Genomic DNA, 18,044 nt, shown 5'->3' with positions numbered 1-18,044 from the left:
CCATGACCGAGCCCCTCAAGCTGCGCAACGCCCAGGCCCATTGCAAGGATTGCAGCCTCGCCTCGCTGTGCCTGCCGCTGTCGCTCGATCTGAAAGACCTGGACGCCCTCGACCAGATCGTCAAGCGCGGCCGGCCGCTGGCCAAGGGTGACCACCTGTTCCGCCAGGGCGATACCTTCGGCTCGGTCTATGCGGTGCGCTCCGGCGCCCTGCGCACCAGCAGCCTGAGCGATGCCGGCGAGGAGCAGATCACCGGCTTCCACCTGCCCAGCGAACTGGTCGGCCTGTCGGGCATGGACACCGAGCGCTATCCGGTCTCGGCCCGGGCGCTGGAGACCACCACCGTCTGCGAGATCCCCTTCGAGCGCCTGGACGAACTCTCCGAACAGCTGCCGCAACTGCGCCGCCAGTTGCTGCGGGTGATGAGCCGGGAGATCCGCGATGACCAGCAGATGATGGTGCTGCTGTCGAAGAAGAGTGCCGACGAGCGCATCGCCACCTTCCTGGTCAATCTCTCCGCGCGCTTCCATGCCCGCGGCTTTTCCGCCCAGCAATTCCGCCTGAGCATGTCGCGCAACGAGATCGGCAACTTCCTCGGCCTGGCGGTGGAAACCGTGTCGCGGGTGTTCACCCGCTTCCAGCAGAGCGGTGTGCTGGCGGCCGAAGGCAAGGAAGTACGCATCCTCGACTCCGCCCGCCTCTGCGCCCTCGCGGGCGGTCAGCTGGAAGGCTGAGCCGTTTGCGCCTGCCGCTCGGCCAGCGACAGGCGCCCGGCCCCTCTAGAAGCTGTAGCTGACCGTCGCGGTCACGTTGCGCTCCTCGCCGAAATAGCAGAAGTCCAGGCTGTAGCAGGACGCCACATAGTCCTTGCCCATCAGGTTGTTGGCGTTGACCCGCGCCGTGAGCCCCGGCATCCCCAGCCGGGTGAAGTCATAGGCGAGCATGGCATCCACCAGGGTGTAGGCCGGCACCTTGAGGGTGTTGGCCTTGTCCGCCCAGCTGGTACCCACATAGCGCGCCCCGGCGCCGAGGCTGAAGCCCGCCAGCGGTCCGGCCAGCTCGTACTCACCCCACAGCGACGCCTGGTGCCGAGGCGCCTGGTTCGGCGTATTGCCCTGGGTGCCGTCCAGCGCCTGGGTGTACTCGATGTCGGTGAAGGTGTAGCTGCCCAGCAGCTTGAGGCGCTCGGCCAGTTGCAGATGGCCCTCCAGCTCCAGGCCACGGGAGCGGATCTCGCCCACCGAGGAATAGAAGTCCTCCTGGGGCAACTTGGTCGCCACGTTTTCCTGGGTAATATGGAACAGCGAGGCGGTATAGAAGCTGGCGCTGCCCGGCGGCTGGTATTTCAGACCCAGCTCCCACTGCTTGCCCTCGGTGGGCTCCAGGGGATTGCCCGCGGCGTCGTTGTAGGCGTTGGGATTGAACGACGTGGAATAGCTCAGGTAGGGCGCCAGGCCGTTGTCGAACAGATAGAGCGCTCCGGCACGGCCGCTGGCCTGGCCACGGCGCGCACTGCTGCGGGTGCCCGCCTGGCGATCCTCGATACCGATCTCCACCCAGTCCTGGCGCAGGCCCAGGGAAAAGCGCCAGCGATCCAGCTCGATCAGATCCTGCAGGTAGACCCCAGTTTGCTGCAGTTCGCGGCGGTACTCGCTGCCGGGGGAGATAGTCACCTGGCCACCGTAGTTCGGCGCGAAGGCATCCAGCGGATCCGCCGTGCCGCTGGGCCAATCCACATGGGTCCAGCGACGCTGGTAATCCAGTCCGGCGAGCAGGGTGTGGCGGCTGCCGGCCCAGTCGAAGTCCGCCTGCACCAGGTTGTCCAGGGTATAGGCGTGCAGGTTCTCGCGACCGCCGGAGTAATAGCGATTGAGCAGGTTGCTGTCGCCGACATAGCCGTAGCCATAGACCTGCTCCAGCTCGACCCGCGACTTGGCGTAGCGGAAATTCTGCCGCGCGCTCCAGACGTCATTGAACCTGTGCTCGAACTGATAGCCGACCATCTGCTGGGTGCGTTCGAATTTATCGTGGTCGGGTTCGCCGTCGAAAAAGTGGTTGCTGATGTAGCGCCCATTGCGGCGATAGAGGCTGCCTTCGGCCGGCACCCCGCTGTGGTAGCCACCGTCCGGGTCCTTTTGCAGATAGGCCTGCAGGGTCAGGGTGGTATCGTCGCTCAGGTCGATGGCCAGGCTGGGCGCCAGGGCGTAACGCTCTTCTTCCACGTGATCGAACTGGGTGTCGCTGTGCTGCGCCAGCCCCACCAGGCGATAGGCGATGCGCCCCTCCTCGTCCAGCGGTCCGCCGAAATCGAAGCCGGCGCCATGCTGGCCGAGATTGCCCAGGGTGGCCTGGACCTGGCGATAGGGCTGGTACAGCGGCTTCTTGCTGGTCAGGGCCACCAGACCGCCCGGCAGGCTGCGGCCATAGAGCACCGACGCCGGGCCCTTCACTACGTCGATGCGCTCGAGGAAATAGGGATCGACCTGCAGCGAGCTGAAGGTGCCGCTGTCGCCCATGGTCTTGAGGCCGTCGAGAAAGACATTGTCGACGCTGTTGTCGGCGAAGCCGCGCATCACCACGTAGTCGTAGCGATTGGAGGCGCCGATCTGGCCGGTGAAGATCCCCGGGGTGTACCTCATGGCCTGCTGCACGGTCTTGGCGCCCTGGTCATCGATCTGCTCGCGGGTCACCACGGAGACCGACTGGGAGGTTTCCAGCAGGCCCTTGCTGGTCTTGGTGGCCACGTCGCTATGGGTCGCCAGGTAGCCATCGGTCTCGCCCAGGGCATTGCCCAGGGCGAAGCCGGTCACCGTGGTCTCGTTGAGGGCGGTCACCTCGCTCGCAGCCGCTGACTCCAGGCGGTAGCTGCCATCGGCCTGCCGCACCGCCTGCAGGCCACTGCCCTGGAGGATCTGCCGGAAGCCGTCGGCTGGTGTGTAGCGGCCCTGCAGCCCCGGACTGCGCCGACCTTCCAGCCCCTGGGCGGGCGCCGACAGCAGTACGCCGCTCTGGGCGGCGAAGGTGCTCACCACCGTGGCCAGACTGCCCGCCTCGATGCGGTATTCCTGCGCCAGAGGCGCCGCCTGGACCACCCCCTGGGACATGGCCAGGCCAGTGATGCCCAGCGGCATGGCCAGGGCGAAGACGCGCAGGGCGCGGCGCAGCGGATGCAGGGTGAAACGGGTATCGCGATGCATGGAAAGCCTCGAAACGGAGATCGTTTCCCCCAAGCCCCGCGAGCGTGAAAAAGGGGAACCACCCGCGATACTTTTTTTCAGGCGGGCACGATCTGCACCCACCAGGGCAGGCGCCGTTCGACCCTTACCGGCAGGCTGTCGGCCAGGGCCGCCAGCGCGCGGTCGGTATCCGCGAGGGGATAGCTGCCGACTACCCGCAATTGGGCGACCGTGGCGGTACAGGTCAGCAGGCCCGGTCGATAGCGACCCAGCTCCGCCACCAGGGCCGCCAGCGACCAGTCGTCGACCACCAGCCGCCCCTGGCGCCAGAGTTGCCGCCCCGCATCGACCGGGCCTAGCGGCTGTATGGCAACAGGCGTCATCAACGCTCGCGTCCCTTGCGCCAGGCCCTCGGGCCGGGCCTGGCGTGGCAGCAGCTGCAGAGCCCCGCGGTAGGCTGCCACCTCCAACCCTTCGTCACGCGCGTGGACCGCGCAGCAGCCCGCCTCGAAGCGCACCCGGCCTGGCGTCGCCTCCAGCACCATGGGCGCCGTCCCCCCTCGGCTTTCGAACAACGCCTCGCCGCGCAGCAAGCGCCAGTGGTGCGCCGTGGCGCCACGCGCGAGTTGGCTGTCGGTGTTGAGCCAGACGCGCACCCCGGCGGCCAGGTCGAAGGCACGGATCTCGCCGACCGCCGTGCTCAGGTCGGCGCCCTGCCCCAGCCGCCAGTCGTCCGGCCGCGTCCAGCCCAGCGCCAGGCCACCCAGGGCCAATCCCAGCACCTTGAGCGCCCGGCGCCGTCCCAGGGACTCGCGCCGCGCCAGGGCCATTCGCCCGGACGCAGGCAGACCGGTGAAGCGCGCACTGATCTCCTCCACCCGCGCCCAGGCCACGGCGTTGCGGCTATCCGCCTGCAACCAGCGTTCCCAGGCCCGCTCGGTGACGGGGTCCACTTCGTCGGCAGCCAGTTCGGCGAACCAGTCCGCCGCTTCCTCCAGAGGTCCGCCACGACCGGGCGTCAGCGCACTCAAGACACCAGTTCCAGGCAGTGCAGCATGGCCTGGGCCATGTACTTCTTGATCATCCGCTCCGACACGCCCAGTCGCTCGGCGATGACGCCATAGGTGAGCCCCTCCAGTTGCGCCAGCAGAAAGGCCTGGCGCACCCGGCCGGGCAGGCGGTCGAGCAACGCATCGAGTTCGGTGAGGGTTTCCAGGATCAGTGCCTGGGCTTCCGGCGACGGCTGCACGGCCTGCGGTTGCGCGGCAAGCGCGTCGAGATAGGCGCGCTCCAGGGCCTGGCGCCGCCAGTGGTTGGCCAGCAGTCCCTGAGCGACGGTCGCCAGGAAGGCACGGGGTTCACGCAGGCGTTCCAGCTCCGCCTCCCGGGCCAGCAGCCGCACGAAGGTGTCCTGGGCCAGATCGGCCGCCTGCCCCAGGCAGCCCAGGCGCCGCTGCAGCCGCTCGCGCAGCCAGCCATGGTGGTCCAGGTAGAGGGTCCGGATATGTCCGTGCCGGTCGGACTCGAGCGTCTGCATCACCATCCTCGGAAGCAGCTGACTTCCGATAATGATAATGCTTCTCGATCACAAGATACAGGCCTGTCGCCGTCTCGCAGCGACGGGATAACGCAGCGCTAGAGCGAGATCGGCTTGCGCCCGGCGAAGGCGTGGGTCAGGGTGCCGCCGTCGACCAAGTCAAGTTCGCCCCCCAGGGGCACGCCATGGGCGATACGGGAGATGGTCAGGCCCTTGGGCGCGAGCAGCTGGGCGATGTAGTAGGCGGTCGCCTCGCCTTCCACCGTGGGGTTGGTGGCAATGATCATTTCCTGGAAACCGCCCTCGCTGACACGCCGTTCGAGCTCGGGTACGCCGATGGCGTCCGGACCCAGGCCGTCGATGGGCGACAGGTGCCCCTTGAGCACGAAGTAACGCCCGCGATACCCGGTCTGCTCCACGGCGAAGACATCCATGGGGCCTTCCACCACGCAGAGCAGGCTGTCGTCACGCCGGCTGTCGGCGCAGAAGCCGCAGATCTCGTCTTCGCTCAGGGTGCGGCAGCGCTGGCAATACCCGACCCCTTCCATGGCAGCGCTGAGGGCACTGGCCAGGCGCTGGCCACCCTGGCGTTCGCGTTCGAGCAGTTGCAGGGCCATGCGCTGGGCGGACTTCTGGCCGACACCGGGCAGGACCCGGAGCGCATCGATCAATTGGCGAATCAGGGGACTGAAGCTCATGGACTACCGTACTGGAAGGCGGGAAGAACGGGTGCCCGACGGACACCCGCAGCTGGAGCGTCTTGGGTTCTGTATCAAAAGTGCCTGCGCATCGGTGATGCTTCGTTGAAAAAGGCTTCGGAATGCTCATTTACCACTCGTAAATTCCGCTTCCTCAGCCTTTTTCGCCTCGCTTGACCTTCGCTCGGCGACTTTTTATACACAACCTAGAAAGGCATCTTGAAGCCGGGCGGCAGCTGCATCCCGGAGGTCATGCCGGACATCTTGTCCTGGCTGTTCTGCTCGATCTTGCGCACGGCGTCGTTCACCGCGGCGGCGATCAGGTCCTCGAGGATTTCCTTGTCTTCCTGCATCAGGCTGTCGTCCAGGCTGACGCGCTTGACGTCGTGTCGGCCGGTCATGACGACGCTGACCAGGCCGGCGCCGGATTGCCCGGTCACTTCGGCGTTCGCCAGCTCTTCCTGCATCTTCTGCATCTTTTCCTGCATCTGCTGGGCCTGCTTCATCAGGCCGGCCATGCCACCTTTCATCATGTCTGCTACCTCGAACTATGAATGGAAAACCGGTCAGGCTTGGGTGTCGACCGGCTCGATGGTACCCGCGCGCACCGTGGCGGCGAACTGTTGCATCATCTGGCGGATGAGCGGGTCGTCCTGGATCGACAACTCCGCCTGCCGCTGCCGCTCCGCCCGGCGCCGCGCGGCAGCCTGGGCGGGCGTCTCCTGCTCGGGGGTCTGGATGGTGACCTCGAGCGTAATGGGGCGACCCTGCTGCTGGTTCAGCGCATCGTTGAGCCGGCGTTGCTGGTTGGCATTGAACAGGGCGCTCTGCGCCGGATCCAGGTGCAGGTGCCAGCGATCGCCGTCCATGGCCACCAGAGTGCAGTTGGCGGCGATGCTGGCGGTCAGTCCGCCCAGCTTGAGATCGGGGAACAACGCCTGCCAATCGGCTGCCAGGCCCGTGGCCGGTTGCACCGCCGGCGCCGGCGCCGCGGCCACCGCTTCGGCAGTCGGCTCGCCGAGGCTGTCGAGATAGTCGTCCAGCCCCACCTCGTAGTAATCCTCGGCGGGTGGCGGCTCTTCGTCACCATCCAGATCGTCACCGGCGGTGTCCGCCGGCAGTTCGGCGATCACCGTGGCGTCTGGCGTCGTCTCGACCCGTGGCGTGGGCGCGGCGCTGGGCGCCGCCTGAGCGGCGGGCGCGGCGACCTGTGTCACCGGTGCGGGGGCTGGCACCGCTGCCGCCTTGACCTCCGCTTGCCCAGACTCCTCCCAGGGAAGATCGACCGGCACTTCTATAGGGGTGGTATTATCTGCAGGTGACGGCTCGGGAGCAGGCGCAGGGGCTGCCTGAGGCCCGGGGACAGGCGTCGAAGCCACCGGAAACGCCGCGGCCACCGGACGGGGGTTGGAGTCAGCCGTGGCCGGGCTGGCTCCCGTCGTCTTTAGTGCCGGTCGCTCGGCAATCGCCGCACCGGCAGGCCGGAAGGCCAGCATCCGCAGCAGGACCATCTCGAAGCCGTGGCGCGGGTCGGGCGCCAGCGGCAGATCGCGCCGGCCAACCAGACCCAGCTGGTAGTAGTACTGGACATCTTCCGCCGGCAGCGTCTGCGCCAGGCTCAGCACCCGCTCGCGATCGCCCTGGCCGTTGTCCACCGCATCGGGCAGCACCTGGGCGATGGCCACGCGGTGCAGCACATTGAGCAGCTCGGCCAGCACCCCGCCCCAATCGGGGCCCTGCTCGGCCAGATGGCGAACCGCGTCCAGCACGGCACGACCATCGCCTTCCAGCAAGGCCTGGAGCACGTCGTAGACCTGGCCATGGTCGAGGGTCCCGAGCATGGCGCGCACATCGGCGGCCAGCACCTTGCCCTCGCCAAAGGCGATCGCCTGGTCGGTCAGGCTCATGGCGTCACGCATGGAGCCATCGGCCGCACGACCCAGTAGCCAGAGGGCATCGTCCTCGAAGGGAATGCCTTCCGCGGCGAGCACCTGCTGCAGGTGCGCAACGACCCGCTCCGGCGGCATGTTCTTCAGCGAGAACTGCAGGCAGCGCGAGAGAATGGTGACCGGCAGCTTCTGCGGATCGGTGGTGGCGAGCAGGAACTTGACGTGGGGCGGTGGCTCTTCCAGCGTCTTGAGCAGGGCGTTGAAGCTGTGGGTGGACAGCATGTGCACCTCGTCGATGAGGTACACCTTGTAGCGACCGCGGGACGGTGCGTACTGCACGTTCTCCAGCAGCTCGCGGGTGTCTTCCACCTTGGTACGGCTGGCGGCGTCCACCTCGATGAGGTCGACGAAGCGGCCTTCATCGATCTCGCGGCACACCGAGCAGCTGCCACAGGGCGTCGAGCTGACGCCGGTCTCGCAATTCAGGCACTTGGCCAGGATCCGCGCGATGGTGGTCTTGCCTACCCCGCGGGTGCCGGTGAACAGATAGGCATGGTGCAGCCGCTCGTTATCCAGCGCATTGATCAGCGCCTTGAGCACATGGGTCTGGCCGACCATTTCGCGGAACGACCGCGGGCGCCATTTGCGCGCAAGAACCTGGTAACTCATCGAGACCTGATCAGGAGAAGACGTGGGGGGAGCACATGCTAACGAAGAGGGGCCGCGAATGCATCCCGCAGCGTGGTATCGGGACGCCGCCACGCGGACCGCAGCTACTTCACCAGATGGAGGCAGCCAGGCGGATTTTCAAGCGATCAGAAGGGCGAACGGCGGGCAAAAGACCGTTTCAGGCACGTCGGCAGTGGTCTTCGCCGTCGGCCAGGACAACGCTGGAGACATAGGCTGCCAAGGCATCCAGCTGGCCGCGCAGGCGGCTCACGGTGGCGTTCATCTTGAAGGGATTGATCGCCTCCTCGTTGGTCAGGTCGATCCTGATCAGCAGCAGGGGCTCGGTGGGATGGTGGATCTGAGCGACCAGCGTCGCCTCGGTGTCGCGGCGACAGTCGACACGATAGGGATGGAGGCCATTGCTCAGGGCGCGTCCTGCGCTTTCGAGTCCGTTCTTCACGATGAATCCTTGGACATTCGTCCAGTAATGATGACGCGGTGCGCATGATGGCACAGAGCCATGAACCAAAACAGTGCATTTCATCACGAAAGCCGTGTGGCGTGCTTCGCGGAGCGCTGAGAGGCGAGACAGAAAAGGAGGAGGAAGAGAAAAGGCGGGAAGAGGAAAAGCAGGGGGCAGAAATGGAGGTGGCTCCGCCAGCCACACCCCGGCACACGACATCACCGCTGCGGCTGCTCCCTTCCGGGCCTGACCGGGTTCACGGTTGATCGTTGCGGGGGGACCGACAGAGCCACCATAACGCCTCACCCTGAGGTGAGGTGCATCATTCTACGCGGTTGGGGCGAAGTTGCAAGCCATACAAGGACTTAGGTTCGCCAGGGGGCAGCGGAGGATATCTGGAACGGCAAAACCGTCCGGTTCCGGATCTGGCGCCGACGACCTCATGCCCGCGACAGCCAGGCCAGGGTATCGAGCAAGGTGGCCCCGGGATCGGACCACCCGTAGCAGATCCAGTGAACACCAGCCGCCTCGGCTGCGGGTAGTGCCAGCAAGACCGGAGCCTGCTCCTCCCGCTAGCGAACGCCCTGAGCGGCAAGGATCTGCAGGAAGGCGTCCTCGTCCAGCACCTTGACCCCCAGCTCGTTCGCCTTGGTCAGCTTGGACCCCGCCCCCGGACCGGCGACCACCACGGCGGTCTTGGCCGAGACCGAACCCGAGACCTTGGCGCCCAGGGCCTCCAGGCGTTCCTTGGCCTCGTCGCGACTCATGGCCTCCAGCGTTCCGGTGAGCACCCAGGTCTGGCCGGCGAAAGGCAAGCCCTGCACGGCCTGCCGGGTACTTTCCCAGTGCATGCCAAAGGCCTTGAGCTGGGCCTCGATGGTCAGCGCCCGGGCGACGTTGTCCGCCTCGGCGAAGTACTCGCGCAGCCCTTGCTTGGCCCGCTCGTTGAGACCGGCGAGGGTCTTGAAGGTCAGCCAGTCCTGCGAGCCCTCGACCAGGGCCGCCAGGCTGGGAAAGGCGGCGGCCAGGGTCTTGGCGCCGGTCTTGCCCAGAGAGGGAATGTGCAACTGGTCGAGGAAGTCGGCGAAGGCGGCATAGCCGGAGAATTCGGCGTGCACCTCACCCTCGTCCGCCAGCGCGATGCCGTTGGCCAGCAGTGCCTCCAGGACCTCGCGGTTGTGCGCGGACTGGAAGAAGTTGTGGATCTCGAAGGCCACCTCCGGCCCGATGTCCGGCAGATAGACCAGCACCTCCGGCAGCGCCTCACGGATGCGCTGCAGACTGCCCAGGGCGCGTGCCAGGCGCTTGGCGGTCTCTTCGCCCACCTCGGGGATGCCCAGGGCGAAGATGAAGCGGGCCAGCGCCGGCTGGCGACTGGCTTCGATCGCCGCCAGCAGATTGCGACTGGACACCTCGGCGAAGCCTTCCAGCTCGACCACCTGCTCGTAGGTCAGGGTGTACAGATCGGCCGGCGATTTCACCAGGTCGCGGTCCACCAGCTGCTCGACGATGCGATCGCCGAGGCCGTCGATGTCCATGGCGCGCCGCGAGGCGAAGTGGATGATCGCCTGCTTGAGTTGCGCCTGGCAGGCCAGGCGGCCGACACAGCGATAGACCACGCCCTCGCTGACCGACTCCTTGCCCTTGCCGCGCTTGATCAGCTGGGTGCGCTCCACCGCTGAACCGCACACCGGGCACTGGGTGGGGATCGCCACCGGGCGGGCATCCGCCGGCCGCCGCTCCGGCACCACCTGCATGATCTGCGGGATGACATCGCCGGCGCGGCGCACGATCACGCTGTCGCCGATCATCACGCCCAGCCGGGCGATCTCGTCCATGTTGTGCAGGGTGGCGTTGGTCACGGTGACGCCTGCCACCTGCACCGGCCTGAGTCGGGCCACGGGCGTGATGGCACCGGTACGGCCCACCTGGAATTCGACATTGAGCAATTCGGTCAGCTCTTCGCGGGCGGGAAACTTGTGCGCCAGCGCCCAGCGCGGCTCCCGGGCGCGGAAACCCAGCTCGCCCTGCCAGTCCAGGCGGTTGACCTTGTAGACCACGCCGTCGATCTCGTAGGCCAGGGCATCGCGGCGCTGGCCGATGTCCTGGTAGTAGGCACGACAACCTTCCGCGCCCTGCACCTTGCGCAGCTCGCGACTGATGGGAATGCCCCACTCCCGGAGCTGCTGGAGAATGTCGTACTGGGTGTCCGGCAGAGCCCCGCCCTCGACCCGCCCGAAACCGTAGCAGCAGAACTCCAGCGGCCGCTGGGCGGTGATCCGCGAATCCAGCTGGCGCAGGCTGCCGGCCGCGGCATTGCGCGGATTGGCGAAGGTCTTGCCGCCGCTTTCCATAGCCCGGGCATTGAGCGTCTCGAAACCGGCGCGGGACATGAACACCTCGCCACGCACCTCCAGCACCGCCGGCCACCCTTCGCCCTGCAGGCGCAGCGGGACGTTGCGGATGGTCCGCACATTGATGGTGATGTCTTCGCCGGTGGTACCGTCGCCGCGGGTGGCGCCGCGGGTCAACAGGCCGTTCTCGTACAGCAGGCTGACCGCCAGCCCATCGAGCTTGGGCTCGCAGGTGTACTCGACACCGGAATCCGGTCCGGCGAAGTCGGTCTCGCCGAATTCCTCACGCAGGCGCTTGCCGACACTGCGGTCGAAATCCTGCAGGTTCTCGTCGGCGAAGGCGTTGCCCAGGCTGAGCATGGGCACCTCGTGGCGGATGGTGCCAAAGGCGGCCAGCGCCGAGCCGCTGACCCTCTGGGTGGGCGAGTCGGGCGTCACCAGCTCGGGATGCTCGCCCTCCAGCGTCTTGAGTTCGCCGAACAACCGGTCGTACTCGGCATCGGGCACGCTCGGCTCGTCCAGCACATAGTAGCGATAGTTGTGGGCGTCGATCTCGCTGCGCAGGGCGGCGATCCGGGTGACGGCATCTTGGGCGTCGGTCATGGCGGTCTCTCACTGTCGCCACCCAGGGGTGGCCCTGGCGGCACCCGGGGGCGCCGCGGCAAAACGTACAAACAAAAAGAGCAGCCGAGGCTGCTCTTGGTTCGCTCCGGCGCGATCAACGCTTGAGCATCAGGCTCTTGCGTTCGAAATCGACGATGCGCTGGCGGTAGTGCTCGATGGTCTGGGCGGTCATGACGCTGCGCTGCTCGTCCTTCAGCTCGCCATTGAGCTCGGAGGACAGCTTGCGTGCCGCTGCCACCATCAGGTCGAAGGCCTGCTTGGGATGGCGCGGACCGGGCAGACCCAGGAAGAAGCTCACCGCCGGGGTATGGAAGTCGTCGATGGCATCCAGGTCGAAGGTGCCCGGACGCACGGCGTTGGCCATGGAGAACAGCACCTCGCCATTGCCCGACATGCTCTCGTGACGATGGAAGATATCCATGTCGCCGAAGCGCAGTCCGCTTTCCAGGATGCTCTGCAGCAGCGCCGGACCGGAGAAGCCCTTCTCGTCGCGGGAGATGACGTTGATCACCAGTACCTCGTCGACCGGCGCCATGGCGGCCTGACTGCTGCCCGTGCTGACGGGCTCGCTAACCGGCTCGCGCTCGGTCGCCTTGCCGCTCAGCGGCTTGTCCTTGCGCGGCTTGTCGCGGCCACGGGTCACGACCTCATCGGAATCGACGGCCAGGCCTGCCAGGCTTTCGTCGCTGGCGGACAGGTCGAAGCTGTCGGCACTGGGTTCTTCACGGCGTTCGTCGCGGCGCTTGCGCTGGGTGGAGCGCGGCGGCGTCGGCTCGCCCGGATCATCCAGGGAGGGCTCCTTGGGCTCTATCACCCGTGTGGGGCCGACGATTTCCGGATCCTCGTCCTCGTGTTCCGGCTGGTTGTTCAGCGACTGGTCAAGCTTGAACTTGAGCTTGCCCTTGCCGCTCATGCGACGCCAACCATCGAACAGAATACCGGCGATGACGATGACGCCGATGATGATCAGCCACTCGCGCAGACCCATATCCATGAAAAAGACATACCCCTGTGAAAATAATGGACCGACACCCGTCGGGAAACTTTGGAAAGTCGACGCTTGCGAGGTCTTTCCAAAACCTCCGAAACCTACGCCAAGTCAGTGTTCTTCCTAGCTTTTTCCACTTACCGCTAGCGCGGCCATAAGCTAGCACGACTGCTGCTAACTTTACACCGCCAAGCCGCGAGGCTGTGGGGCACTAGGCATCGACCATGGCCACTGCCTCCTCCACATCCACCGCCACCAGCCGTGAACAGCCCGGTTCGTGCATGGTCACACCCAGCAGCTGATCGGCCATCTCCATGGCGATCTTGTTGTGCGTGATGTAAATGAACTGCACCTTCTCCGACATGCTCTTGACCAGACGGGCATAACGGCCGACGTTGGCGTCATCCAGGGGCGCATCCACTTCATCGAGCATGCAGAACGGCGCCGGATTCAACTGGAAGATGGCAAAGACCAGCGCCAGCGCCGTCAGGGCCTTTTCGCCGCCCGACAACAAATGGATGGTGCTGTTCTTCTTGCCCGGCGGCCGCGCCATGATCGCAACCCCGGTATCGAGTAAATCTTCCCCAGTAAGTTCCAGGTAGGCGCTGCCACCCCCGAAAACTTTTGGGAACAGGGCCTGCAGGCCCTGATTGATCTGGTCGAAGGTGTCCTTGAAACGATTGCGGGTTTCCCGATCGATCTTGCGAATGACGCTTTCCAGGGTCTCCAGTGCCTCCACCAGATCGGCGTTCTGGGCATCGAGATAGGTCTTGCGCTCGGCCTGTTGCTGATATTCGTCGATGGCTGCGAGGTTGATCGGCCCGAGCCGGGCGATACGCGCCGCGACAGCCTCCAGCTGCGCTTCCCAGACGGCTTCGCTGGCCTCCGCGGGCAGGGTCGCGATCACTGTCGGCAGGTCGTAGCCGTCGGCCGCCAGCTGCTCGGCGAAGCCACTGCGACGGGTCGCCAGCCCCTGCCACTCCAGGCGATGCTGCTCCAGCAGGCCACGCAGCAGCGTCGCCTGCTGTTCCGCCTGCAGCCGCCGCCGCTCGAACTCACGCAACTCCCGATCGGCATCCTCCAGCGCCAGCCGCGCCGTGCGCATTTCCTCGTCCACCTGCAGACGCCGCTCCAGTAGCTCTTCCAGGCGCAGGCGCAATTCGTCGAGCGGCTCGCCGCCTTCCTCCAGGTTGAGATTGAGCTGCTCGCAGCGCTCGCCGAGGCGTGCGGTCTGCAACTCCAGCCGCTCCAGCGCCTGGAGGGTCGACTGGCGCTGGGCTCTCAGGGTGGTCAGCCGTACCGTCAGCTGATGCAGTTGTTCCTGGGCCTGGCGCTGGCGCTGGCGCGCCGCGTCCACCGCCTGCCGATGACGGTCGCGCTGTTCCTGCAGTCGCGCGCGCTGTTCGGTATCCACGGCCATGGCGTCGAGGGCGTCCTGCAGGCGCAACCGGCATTCGCCCAACTCCTCCTGCTCATGCGCCAGCTGCTGCTCGACGTCCTTGAGTTCGGCCTCCAGCTGCCGGCGACGGATGCTCAACTGTTCGGCCCGCGCCTGCTGGGCGGACAGCTGGGCGCGTGACTCGGCCAGCCGCTGCTGCTCCTGCTGCTGGCGCCGCCGCGCCTCTTCGCGCTCGCCTTCCAGCCGCTGCTGGGCCGCGCGACGATCCTCCAGCCGCTCTTCCTGTAACGCGAGCGCCGCGCTCAGTTCCAGGCGTCGCGCCTGCAATTCCTCCAGTTCGCGTCCGCGGGCCAGGACACTGCCTTCGGCCGCCTGGGCACGACGCACGCGCAGGAAATGCCGGGAGACCCAGTAGCCTTCCGGCGTGATCAGACTCTGCCCCGGAGCCAGGGCCACCCGGCGTGCCAGGGCTTCGTCGTAACTGTTTGCGATCAGCACCTGACCCAGCCAGGGCGACAGGTCGCGCGGTGCCTGTACCAGCTCCAGCAGGCTGCCCGCGGCGACCGGCACCGCGCCGGGTAGTGCCAGATTAAGGGCACCACTGGCGAAGGTGTCGAGCCGCAGGGACGCCAGATCATCCAGGCAGACCGCCTGCAGATCGCCACCCAGCACGGTTTCCACCGCCAGTTCCCAACCCGGGGTGACCTGCACCTCATCTGCCAGCTGCGGCGCCTGGCCGAGCCCTTCGGCTTCGAGCCATTGAGCCGCGCCGGTATCAGGGGCCAGCGCCGCCTGCTGCAGGGCCTCCAGCGAGGCGATGCGGCCTTCCAGCCGCTGCAATTCGCCCTGACGCTGACTCTGCTCGCCGGCCAGCCCCAGCAATTCCTCCCGCAGCCGCTGCAAACCCTCGGCAACCTGCAATTCCTGCTCGGCCAGGCCTTCCAGCAGCAACTCGTCTTCGGCGATCTGCTCCTCCAGCATGACCAGCCGCTCGGAGGGACCGTCCTCGCCCAGCAGGGTGCGCTCGTCGCGCAGTCGACGCTGGCGGTCCATGCCCCGCTCCAGACTCTGCTCCAGCGAGCGAATGCGCGCCTGCTGCACGTCAGCTTCCCGCTGCGGCTCGACGCTCGCCGCACTGAGCGCCTCCCAGCGCTGCTGCCAGTCCGCCAGGGCCAGCTCCGCCTCTTCCAGCGCGGCACCGCCCTCCTCGCCCAGCTCCCGGGCCGCCGCCTCCTCGGGTTCGAGCATCGCCAGCTCTTCTTCGAAGGTGGCGAGCAGCACCCGGTCGTGCTCCAGGTGGGACTCGGCTTCGCTGCGGGCCTGTTCGGCTTCGCGCAGATCGTCCTGCAGCTGCCGCTGGCGCTGCTGACCGTGCTGGATGGTCTGCTCCAGGCGGGCGATGTCACCGCCCAGGGAATAGAAGCGACCCTGCACCCGATTGAAGGCTTCGCTCAGCTCGTGATGACCGTCGCGCAGCCGCTCGATGCCGGCGTCCGCCTGGCGCTGCTCGGCGGTCAGGGCCTCGAGGGCGGTCTCCTGGTCGCGGATCACCTTTTCGCGCTGCTCGACGCGACCATCCAGTTCGCGCCAGCGCACCGCCTGCAATTGCGCCTTGAGTTGCCGCTCCTCCTGCCTGAACGCCTGGAAGCGTTCGGCCGACTGTGCCTGACGGTGCAGCCGTTCCAGCTGACGCTCCAGCTCTTCGCGCAGGTCGGTCAGGCGGGCGAGATTCTCCTGGGTGCGGCGGATGCGATTCTCGGTCTCGCGCCGCCGCTCCTTGTATTTGGAGATGCCGGCGGCTTCCTCGATGTAGTGCCGCAGGTCCTCCGGGCGCGCCTCGATCAGCTTGGAGATCATTCCCTGCTCGATGATCGAATAGCTGCGCGGCCCCAGGCCGGTACCGAGGAAGATGTCGGTGATGTCGCGCCGGCGGCACTTGGTGCCGTTGAGAAAATAGGTGTTCTGGCCTTCGCGGGTGACCCGGCGGCGGATGGAAATCTCCGCGTAGCTCGCGTACTCGCCCACCAGGGTGTGGTCGGAGTTGTCGAAGATCAGCTCGATGGAGGCCTGGGACACCGGCTTGCGGCTGTTCGAGCCGTTGAAGATGACGTCGGTCATCGACTCGCCGCGCAGATTCTTGGCCGAACTCTCGCCCATCACCCAGCGCACGGCGTCGATGATGTTCGACTTGCCGCAACCGTTGGGGCCGACCACCGCTGCCATGTTGCTCGGGAAATTCACCGTCGTCGGATCGACGAAGGATTTGAATCCCGCCAGCTTGATCGACCTCAACCGCATATCAGGAGCCCTTGTTCACCGCGCCGTGCCCAACCGCAGGCGAAAGGGCGAAAGTCTACCATTGGCGGCCCGACTGCCGTTGCCGCGCATGAGCTTATTTCCCGGCGCCCTGCACGTCGCCGGGGCGACAGGCTATAGTCCTGCACCCCCACTCGCAGGATGCCCCCATGAAGCTCCTTCGCCTTACCCTGCTCGCCACCGCCCTGGCGGCCAGCGCCCAGGTCCTGGCCGCCCCGCCGCTGCTCAACGTCTCCTACGACGTGATGCGCGACTTCTACAAGGACTACAACCCGGCCTTCCAGGCGCACTGGAAAGCCGAGCACGGCGACACCCCGGTGATCCAGATGTCCCATGGCGGCTCCAGCAAGCAGGCGCGCGCGGTCATCGACGGCCTGCAGGCCGACGTCATCACCATGAACCAGGCCACCGACATCCAGGCCCTGGCCGATCGCGGCCTGGTGCCCAAGGACTGGGAAAGCCGCCTGCCCGACCGCAGTGCGCCCTTCACCTCGGCCACGGTGCTCATCGTCCGCCAGGGCAACCCCAAGGGCATCCACGACTGGTCCGATCTGCTCAAGGACGGCGTCCAGGTGATCGTGCCCAATCCCAAGACCTCCGGAAACGGGCGCTACACCTATCTTTCCGCCTGGACCTATGCGCTGCGCCAACCGGGCGGAGACGAGCAGAAGGCCCGCACCTTCGTCGCCGACCTGTTCAAGCACGTGCCCATCCTGGACACCGGCGGTCGCGCCGCCACCACCACCTTCATGAAGAACCAGCAGGGCGATGTCCTGGTGACCTTCGAGAACGAAGCCGAGATGATCGCGCGGGAATTCGGTCGTGGTGGCTTCGAGGTGGTCTATCCGAGCATCTCGGTGCAGGCCGAGCCGCCGGTGAGCGTGGTCGACAGTGTCGTCGACAAGAAGGGCACCCGCGCCGAGGCCGAGGACTACCTCAGGTATCTCTGGTCCGACCAGGGCCAGAAGATCGCCGCGGACAACTTCCTGCGCCCGCGCAATGCCCAGATCCTGGCGCAATACGCCGATCGCTTTCCCAAGCTCGAACTGATCGATGCGCAGAAGGAATTCGGTCCCTGGAGCGGCATCCAGAAGACCCATTTCGCCGATGGCGGGATCTTCGACCAGATCTATACGCCCCAGTGACAGGCTCGCGCCCGGCCAGATGCCGGGCGTCTGGCCGGCCTGAAAGACACGCACACAAAAACACCGCCCGGAGGCGGTGTCTTTGTTTGTTTGGAGCGGGAAACGAGACTCGAACTCGCGACCCCGACCTTGGCAAGGTCGTGCTCTACCAACTGAGCTATTCCCGCAATATGGCGTCCCCTAGGGGACTCGAACCCCTGTTACCGCCGTGAAAGGGCGGTGTCCTAGGCCACTAGACGAAGGGGACGAAACCTCTTTCCACAAGGCCTTTCACCTTGCATCCCACTGTCATGAAACCGTGGGATTGTGTTTGGAGCGGGAAACGAGACTCGAACTCGCGACCCCGACCTTGGCAAGGTCGTGCTCTACCAACTGAGCTATTCCCGCAATATGGCGTCCCCTAGGGGACTCGAACCCCTGTTACCGCCGTGAAAGGGCGGTGTCCTAGGCCACTAGACGAAGGGGACGAAACCTCTTTCCGCAAGGCCTTTCACCTTGCATCCGACCGCCCGAGGGCAACCGGATTGTATCTGGAGCGGGAAACGAGACTCGAACTCGCGACCCCGACCTTGGCAAGGTCGTGCTCTACCAACTGAGCTATTCCCGCAATTTTGGCGTCCCCTAGGGGACTCGAACCCCTGTTACCGCCGTGAAAGGGCGGTGTCCTAGGCCACTAGACGAAGGGGACCAGGTAGAATCCCTCAGGACTCTGGCCTACCACTCGGCTGACGCTTGCCGCCGTTGGGAGTGCGCGCATTCTAGGGAGCCTTACCCTGGGCGTCAATA

At 66.2% G+C, this 18,044-nt stretch carries 12 protein-coding genes, 6 tRNA genes and 1 other RNA gene; 2 read left to right on the top strand and 17 right to left on the bottom strand.

The genetic code is table 11. The annotated features are described in order from the left end of the window. Nucleotides 1–2 precede the first annotated feature (2 nt). Nucleotides 3–734, top strand: coding sequence for a fumarate/nitrate reduction transcriptional regulator Fnr (fnr, locus tag QE393_RS06705; protein ID WP_007162251.1), 732 nt, complete (start codon nt 3–5; stop codon nt 732–734). A 45-nt stretch (nt 735–779) separates the two neighbouring features. Here fnr and QE393_RS06700 read toward each other — a convergent pair whose 3' ends face one another. The 11 genes from QE393_RS06700 to smc all read right to left on the bottom strand — a co-directional run bounded on the left by QE393_RS06700 (nt 780) and on the right by smc (nt 16,095). Next, on the bottom strand, nt 780–3,197 hold the full coding sequence (locus QE393_RS06700; protein ID WP_405046234.1) for a TonB-dependent siderophore receptor: 2,418 nt from the start codon (nt 3,195–3,197) through the stop codon (nt 780–782). A 77-nt stretch (nt 3,198–3,274) separates the two neighbouring features. Beyond that, nucleotides 3,275–4,207, bottom strand: coding sequence for a DUF4880 domain-containing protein (locus tag QE393_RS06695; protein WP_273806982.1), 933 nt, complete (start codon nt 4,205–4,207; stop codon nt 3,275–3,277). Next, nucleotides 4,204–4,713: a sigma-70 family RNA polymerase sigma factor gene (locus QE393_RS06690; RefSeq protein WP_133859284.1), complete on the bottom strand. Its 510-nt coding sequence runs from the start codon at nt 4,711–4,713 to the stop codon at nt 4,204–4,206. Before QE393_RS06690 ends, QE393_RS06695 begins: the two co-directional genes overlap by 4 nt. Nucleotides 4,714–4,811: 98 nt before the next feature. Further along, nucleotides 4,812–5,411 carry a recombination mediator RecR gene (gene recR / locus QE393_RS06685; protein WP_273806981.1) on the bottom strand — a complete coding sequence of 200 codons (600 nt, stop codon included), beginning with the start codon at nt 5,409–5,411 and terminating at the stop codon, nt 4,812–4,814. A 206-nt stretch (nt 5,412–5,617) separates the two neighbouring features. Further along, complete coding sequence (locus tag QE393_RS06680) at nt 5,618–5,944, bottom strand: YbaB/EbfC family nucleoid-associated protein (RefSeq protein WP_007162246.1); 327 nt, start codon at nt 5,942–5,944, stop codon at nt 5,618–5,620. Nucleotides 5,945–5,977: 33 nt separating this feature from the next. After that, the gene (dnaX, locus tag QE393_RS06675; protein ID WP_310042669.1) at nt 5,978–7,969 is read right to left on the bottom strand and encodes a DNA polymerase III subunit gamma/tau; all 1,992 of its coding nucleotides are present in this window, start codon (nt 7,967–7,969) and stop codon (nt 5,978–5,980) included. 178 nt (nt 7,970–8,147) lie between these two features. Next, on the bottom strand, nt 8,148–8,429 hold the full coding sequence (locus QE393_RS06670; protein WP_273806978.1) for a hypothetical protein: 282 nt from the start codon (nt 8,427–8,429) through the stop codon (nt 8,148–8,150). A 192-nt stretch (nt 8,430–8,621) separates the two neighbouring features. Further along, nucleotides 8,622–8,718: signal recognition particle sRNA small type (gene ffs, locus QE393_RS06665), an RNA gene on the bottom strand. 286 nt (nt 8,719–9,004) lie between these two features. After that, nucleotides 9,005–11,389, bottom strand: coding sequence for an NAD-dependent DNA ligase LigA (gene ligA / locus QE393_RS06660; RefSeq protein ID WP_310042667.1), 2,385 nt, complete (start codon nt 11,387–11,389; stop codon nt 9,005–9,007). Nucleotides 11,390–11,504: 115 nt separating this feature from the next. After that, nucleotides 11,505–12,404: a cell division protein ZipA gene (zipA, locus tag QE393_RS06655; protein WP_310042665.1), complete on the bottom strand. Its 900-nt coding sequence runs from the start codon at nt 12,402–12,404 to the stop codon at nt 11,505–11,507. 205 nt (nt 12,405–12,609) lie between these two features. After that, entirely contained in the window at nt 12,610–16,095 is a 3,486-nt protein-coding gene (gene smc / locus QE393_RS06650; protein ID WP_310042663.1) for a chromosome segregation protein SMC, read from the bottom strand. Nucleotides 16,096–16,262: 167 nt separating this feature from the next. Here smc and QE393_RS06645 point away from each other — a divergent pair, with 167 nt between their 5' ends. Beyond that, nucleotides 16,263–17,258, top strand: a complete 996-nt coding sequence (locus tag QE393_RS06645) for a sulfate ABC transporter substrate-binding protein (protein WP_310042661.1) — start codon at nt 16,263–16,265, stop codon at nt 17,256–17,258. 91 nt (nt 17,259–17,349) lie between these two features. Here the strand turns inward: QE393_RS06645 and QE393_RS06640 are convergent. The 6 genes from QE393_RS06640 to QE393_RS06615 form a co-directional block, all read right to left on the bottom strand. Beyond that, a tRNA-Gly gene (locus QE393_RS06640) sits at nt 17,350–17,425 on the bottom strand. 4 nt (nt 17,426–17,429) lie between these two features. Beyond that, a tRNA-Glu gene (locus tag QE393_RS06635) sits at nt 17,430–17,505 on the bottom strand. 64 nt (nt 17,506–17,569) lie between these two features. Then, nucleotides 17,570–17,645 (bottom strand) — tRNA-Gly (locus QE393_RS06630). Between the two features lie 4 nt (nt 17,646–17,649). Beyond that, a tRNA-Glu gene (locus tag QE393_RS06625) sits at nt 17,650–17,725 on the bottom strand. A 64-nt stretch (nt 17,726–17,789) separates the two neighbouring features. Continuing rightward, nucleotides 17,790–17,865: transfer RNA gene (locus QE393_RS06620), tRNA-Gly, on the bottom strand. 5 nt (nt 17,866–17,870) lie between these two features. Further along, nucleotides 17,871–17,946 (bottom strand) — tRNA-Glu (locus tag QE393_RS06615). Nucleotides 17,947–18,044 lie beyond the last annotated feature (98 nt).

The organism is Pseudomonas sp. SORGH_AS_0211, from assembly GCF_031453455.1.
GTDB classification, from domain to species: Bacteria; Pseudomonadota; Gammaproteobacteria; order Pseudomonadales; family Pseudomonadaceae; genus Chryseomonas; species Chryseomonas aestiva.
This window is presented reverse-complemented; position numbering and strand designations above follow the sequence as displayed.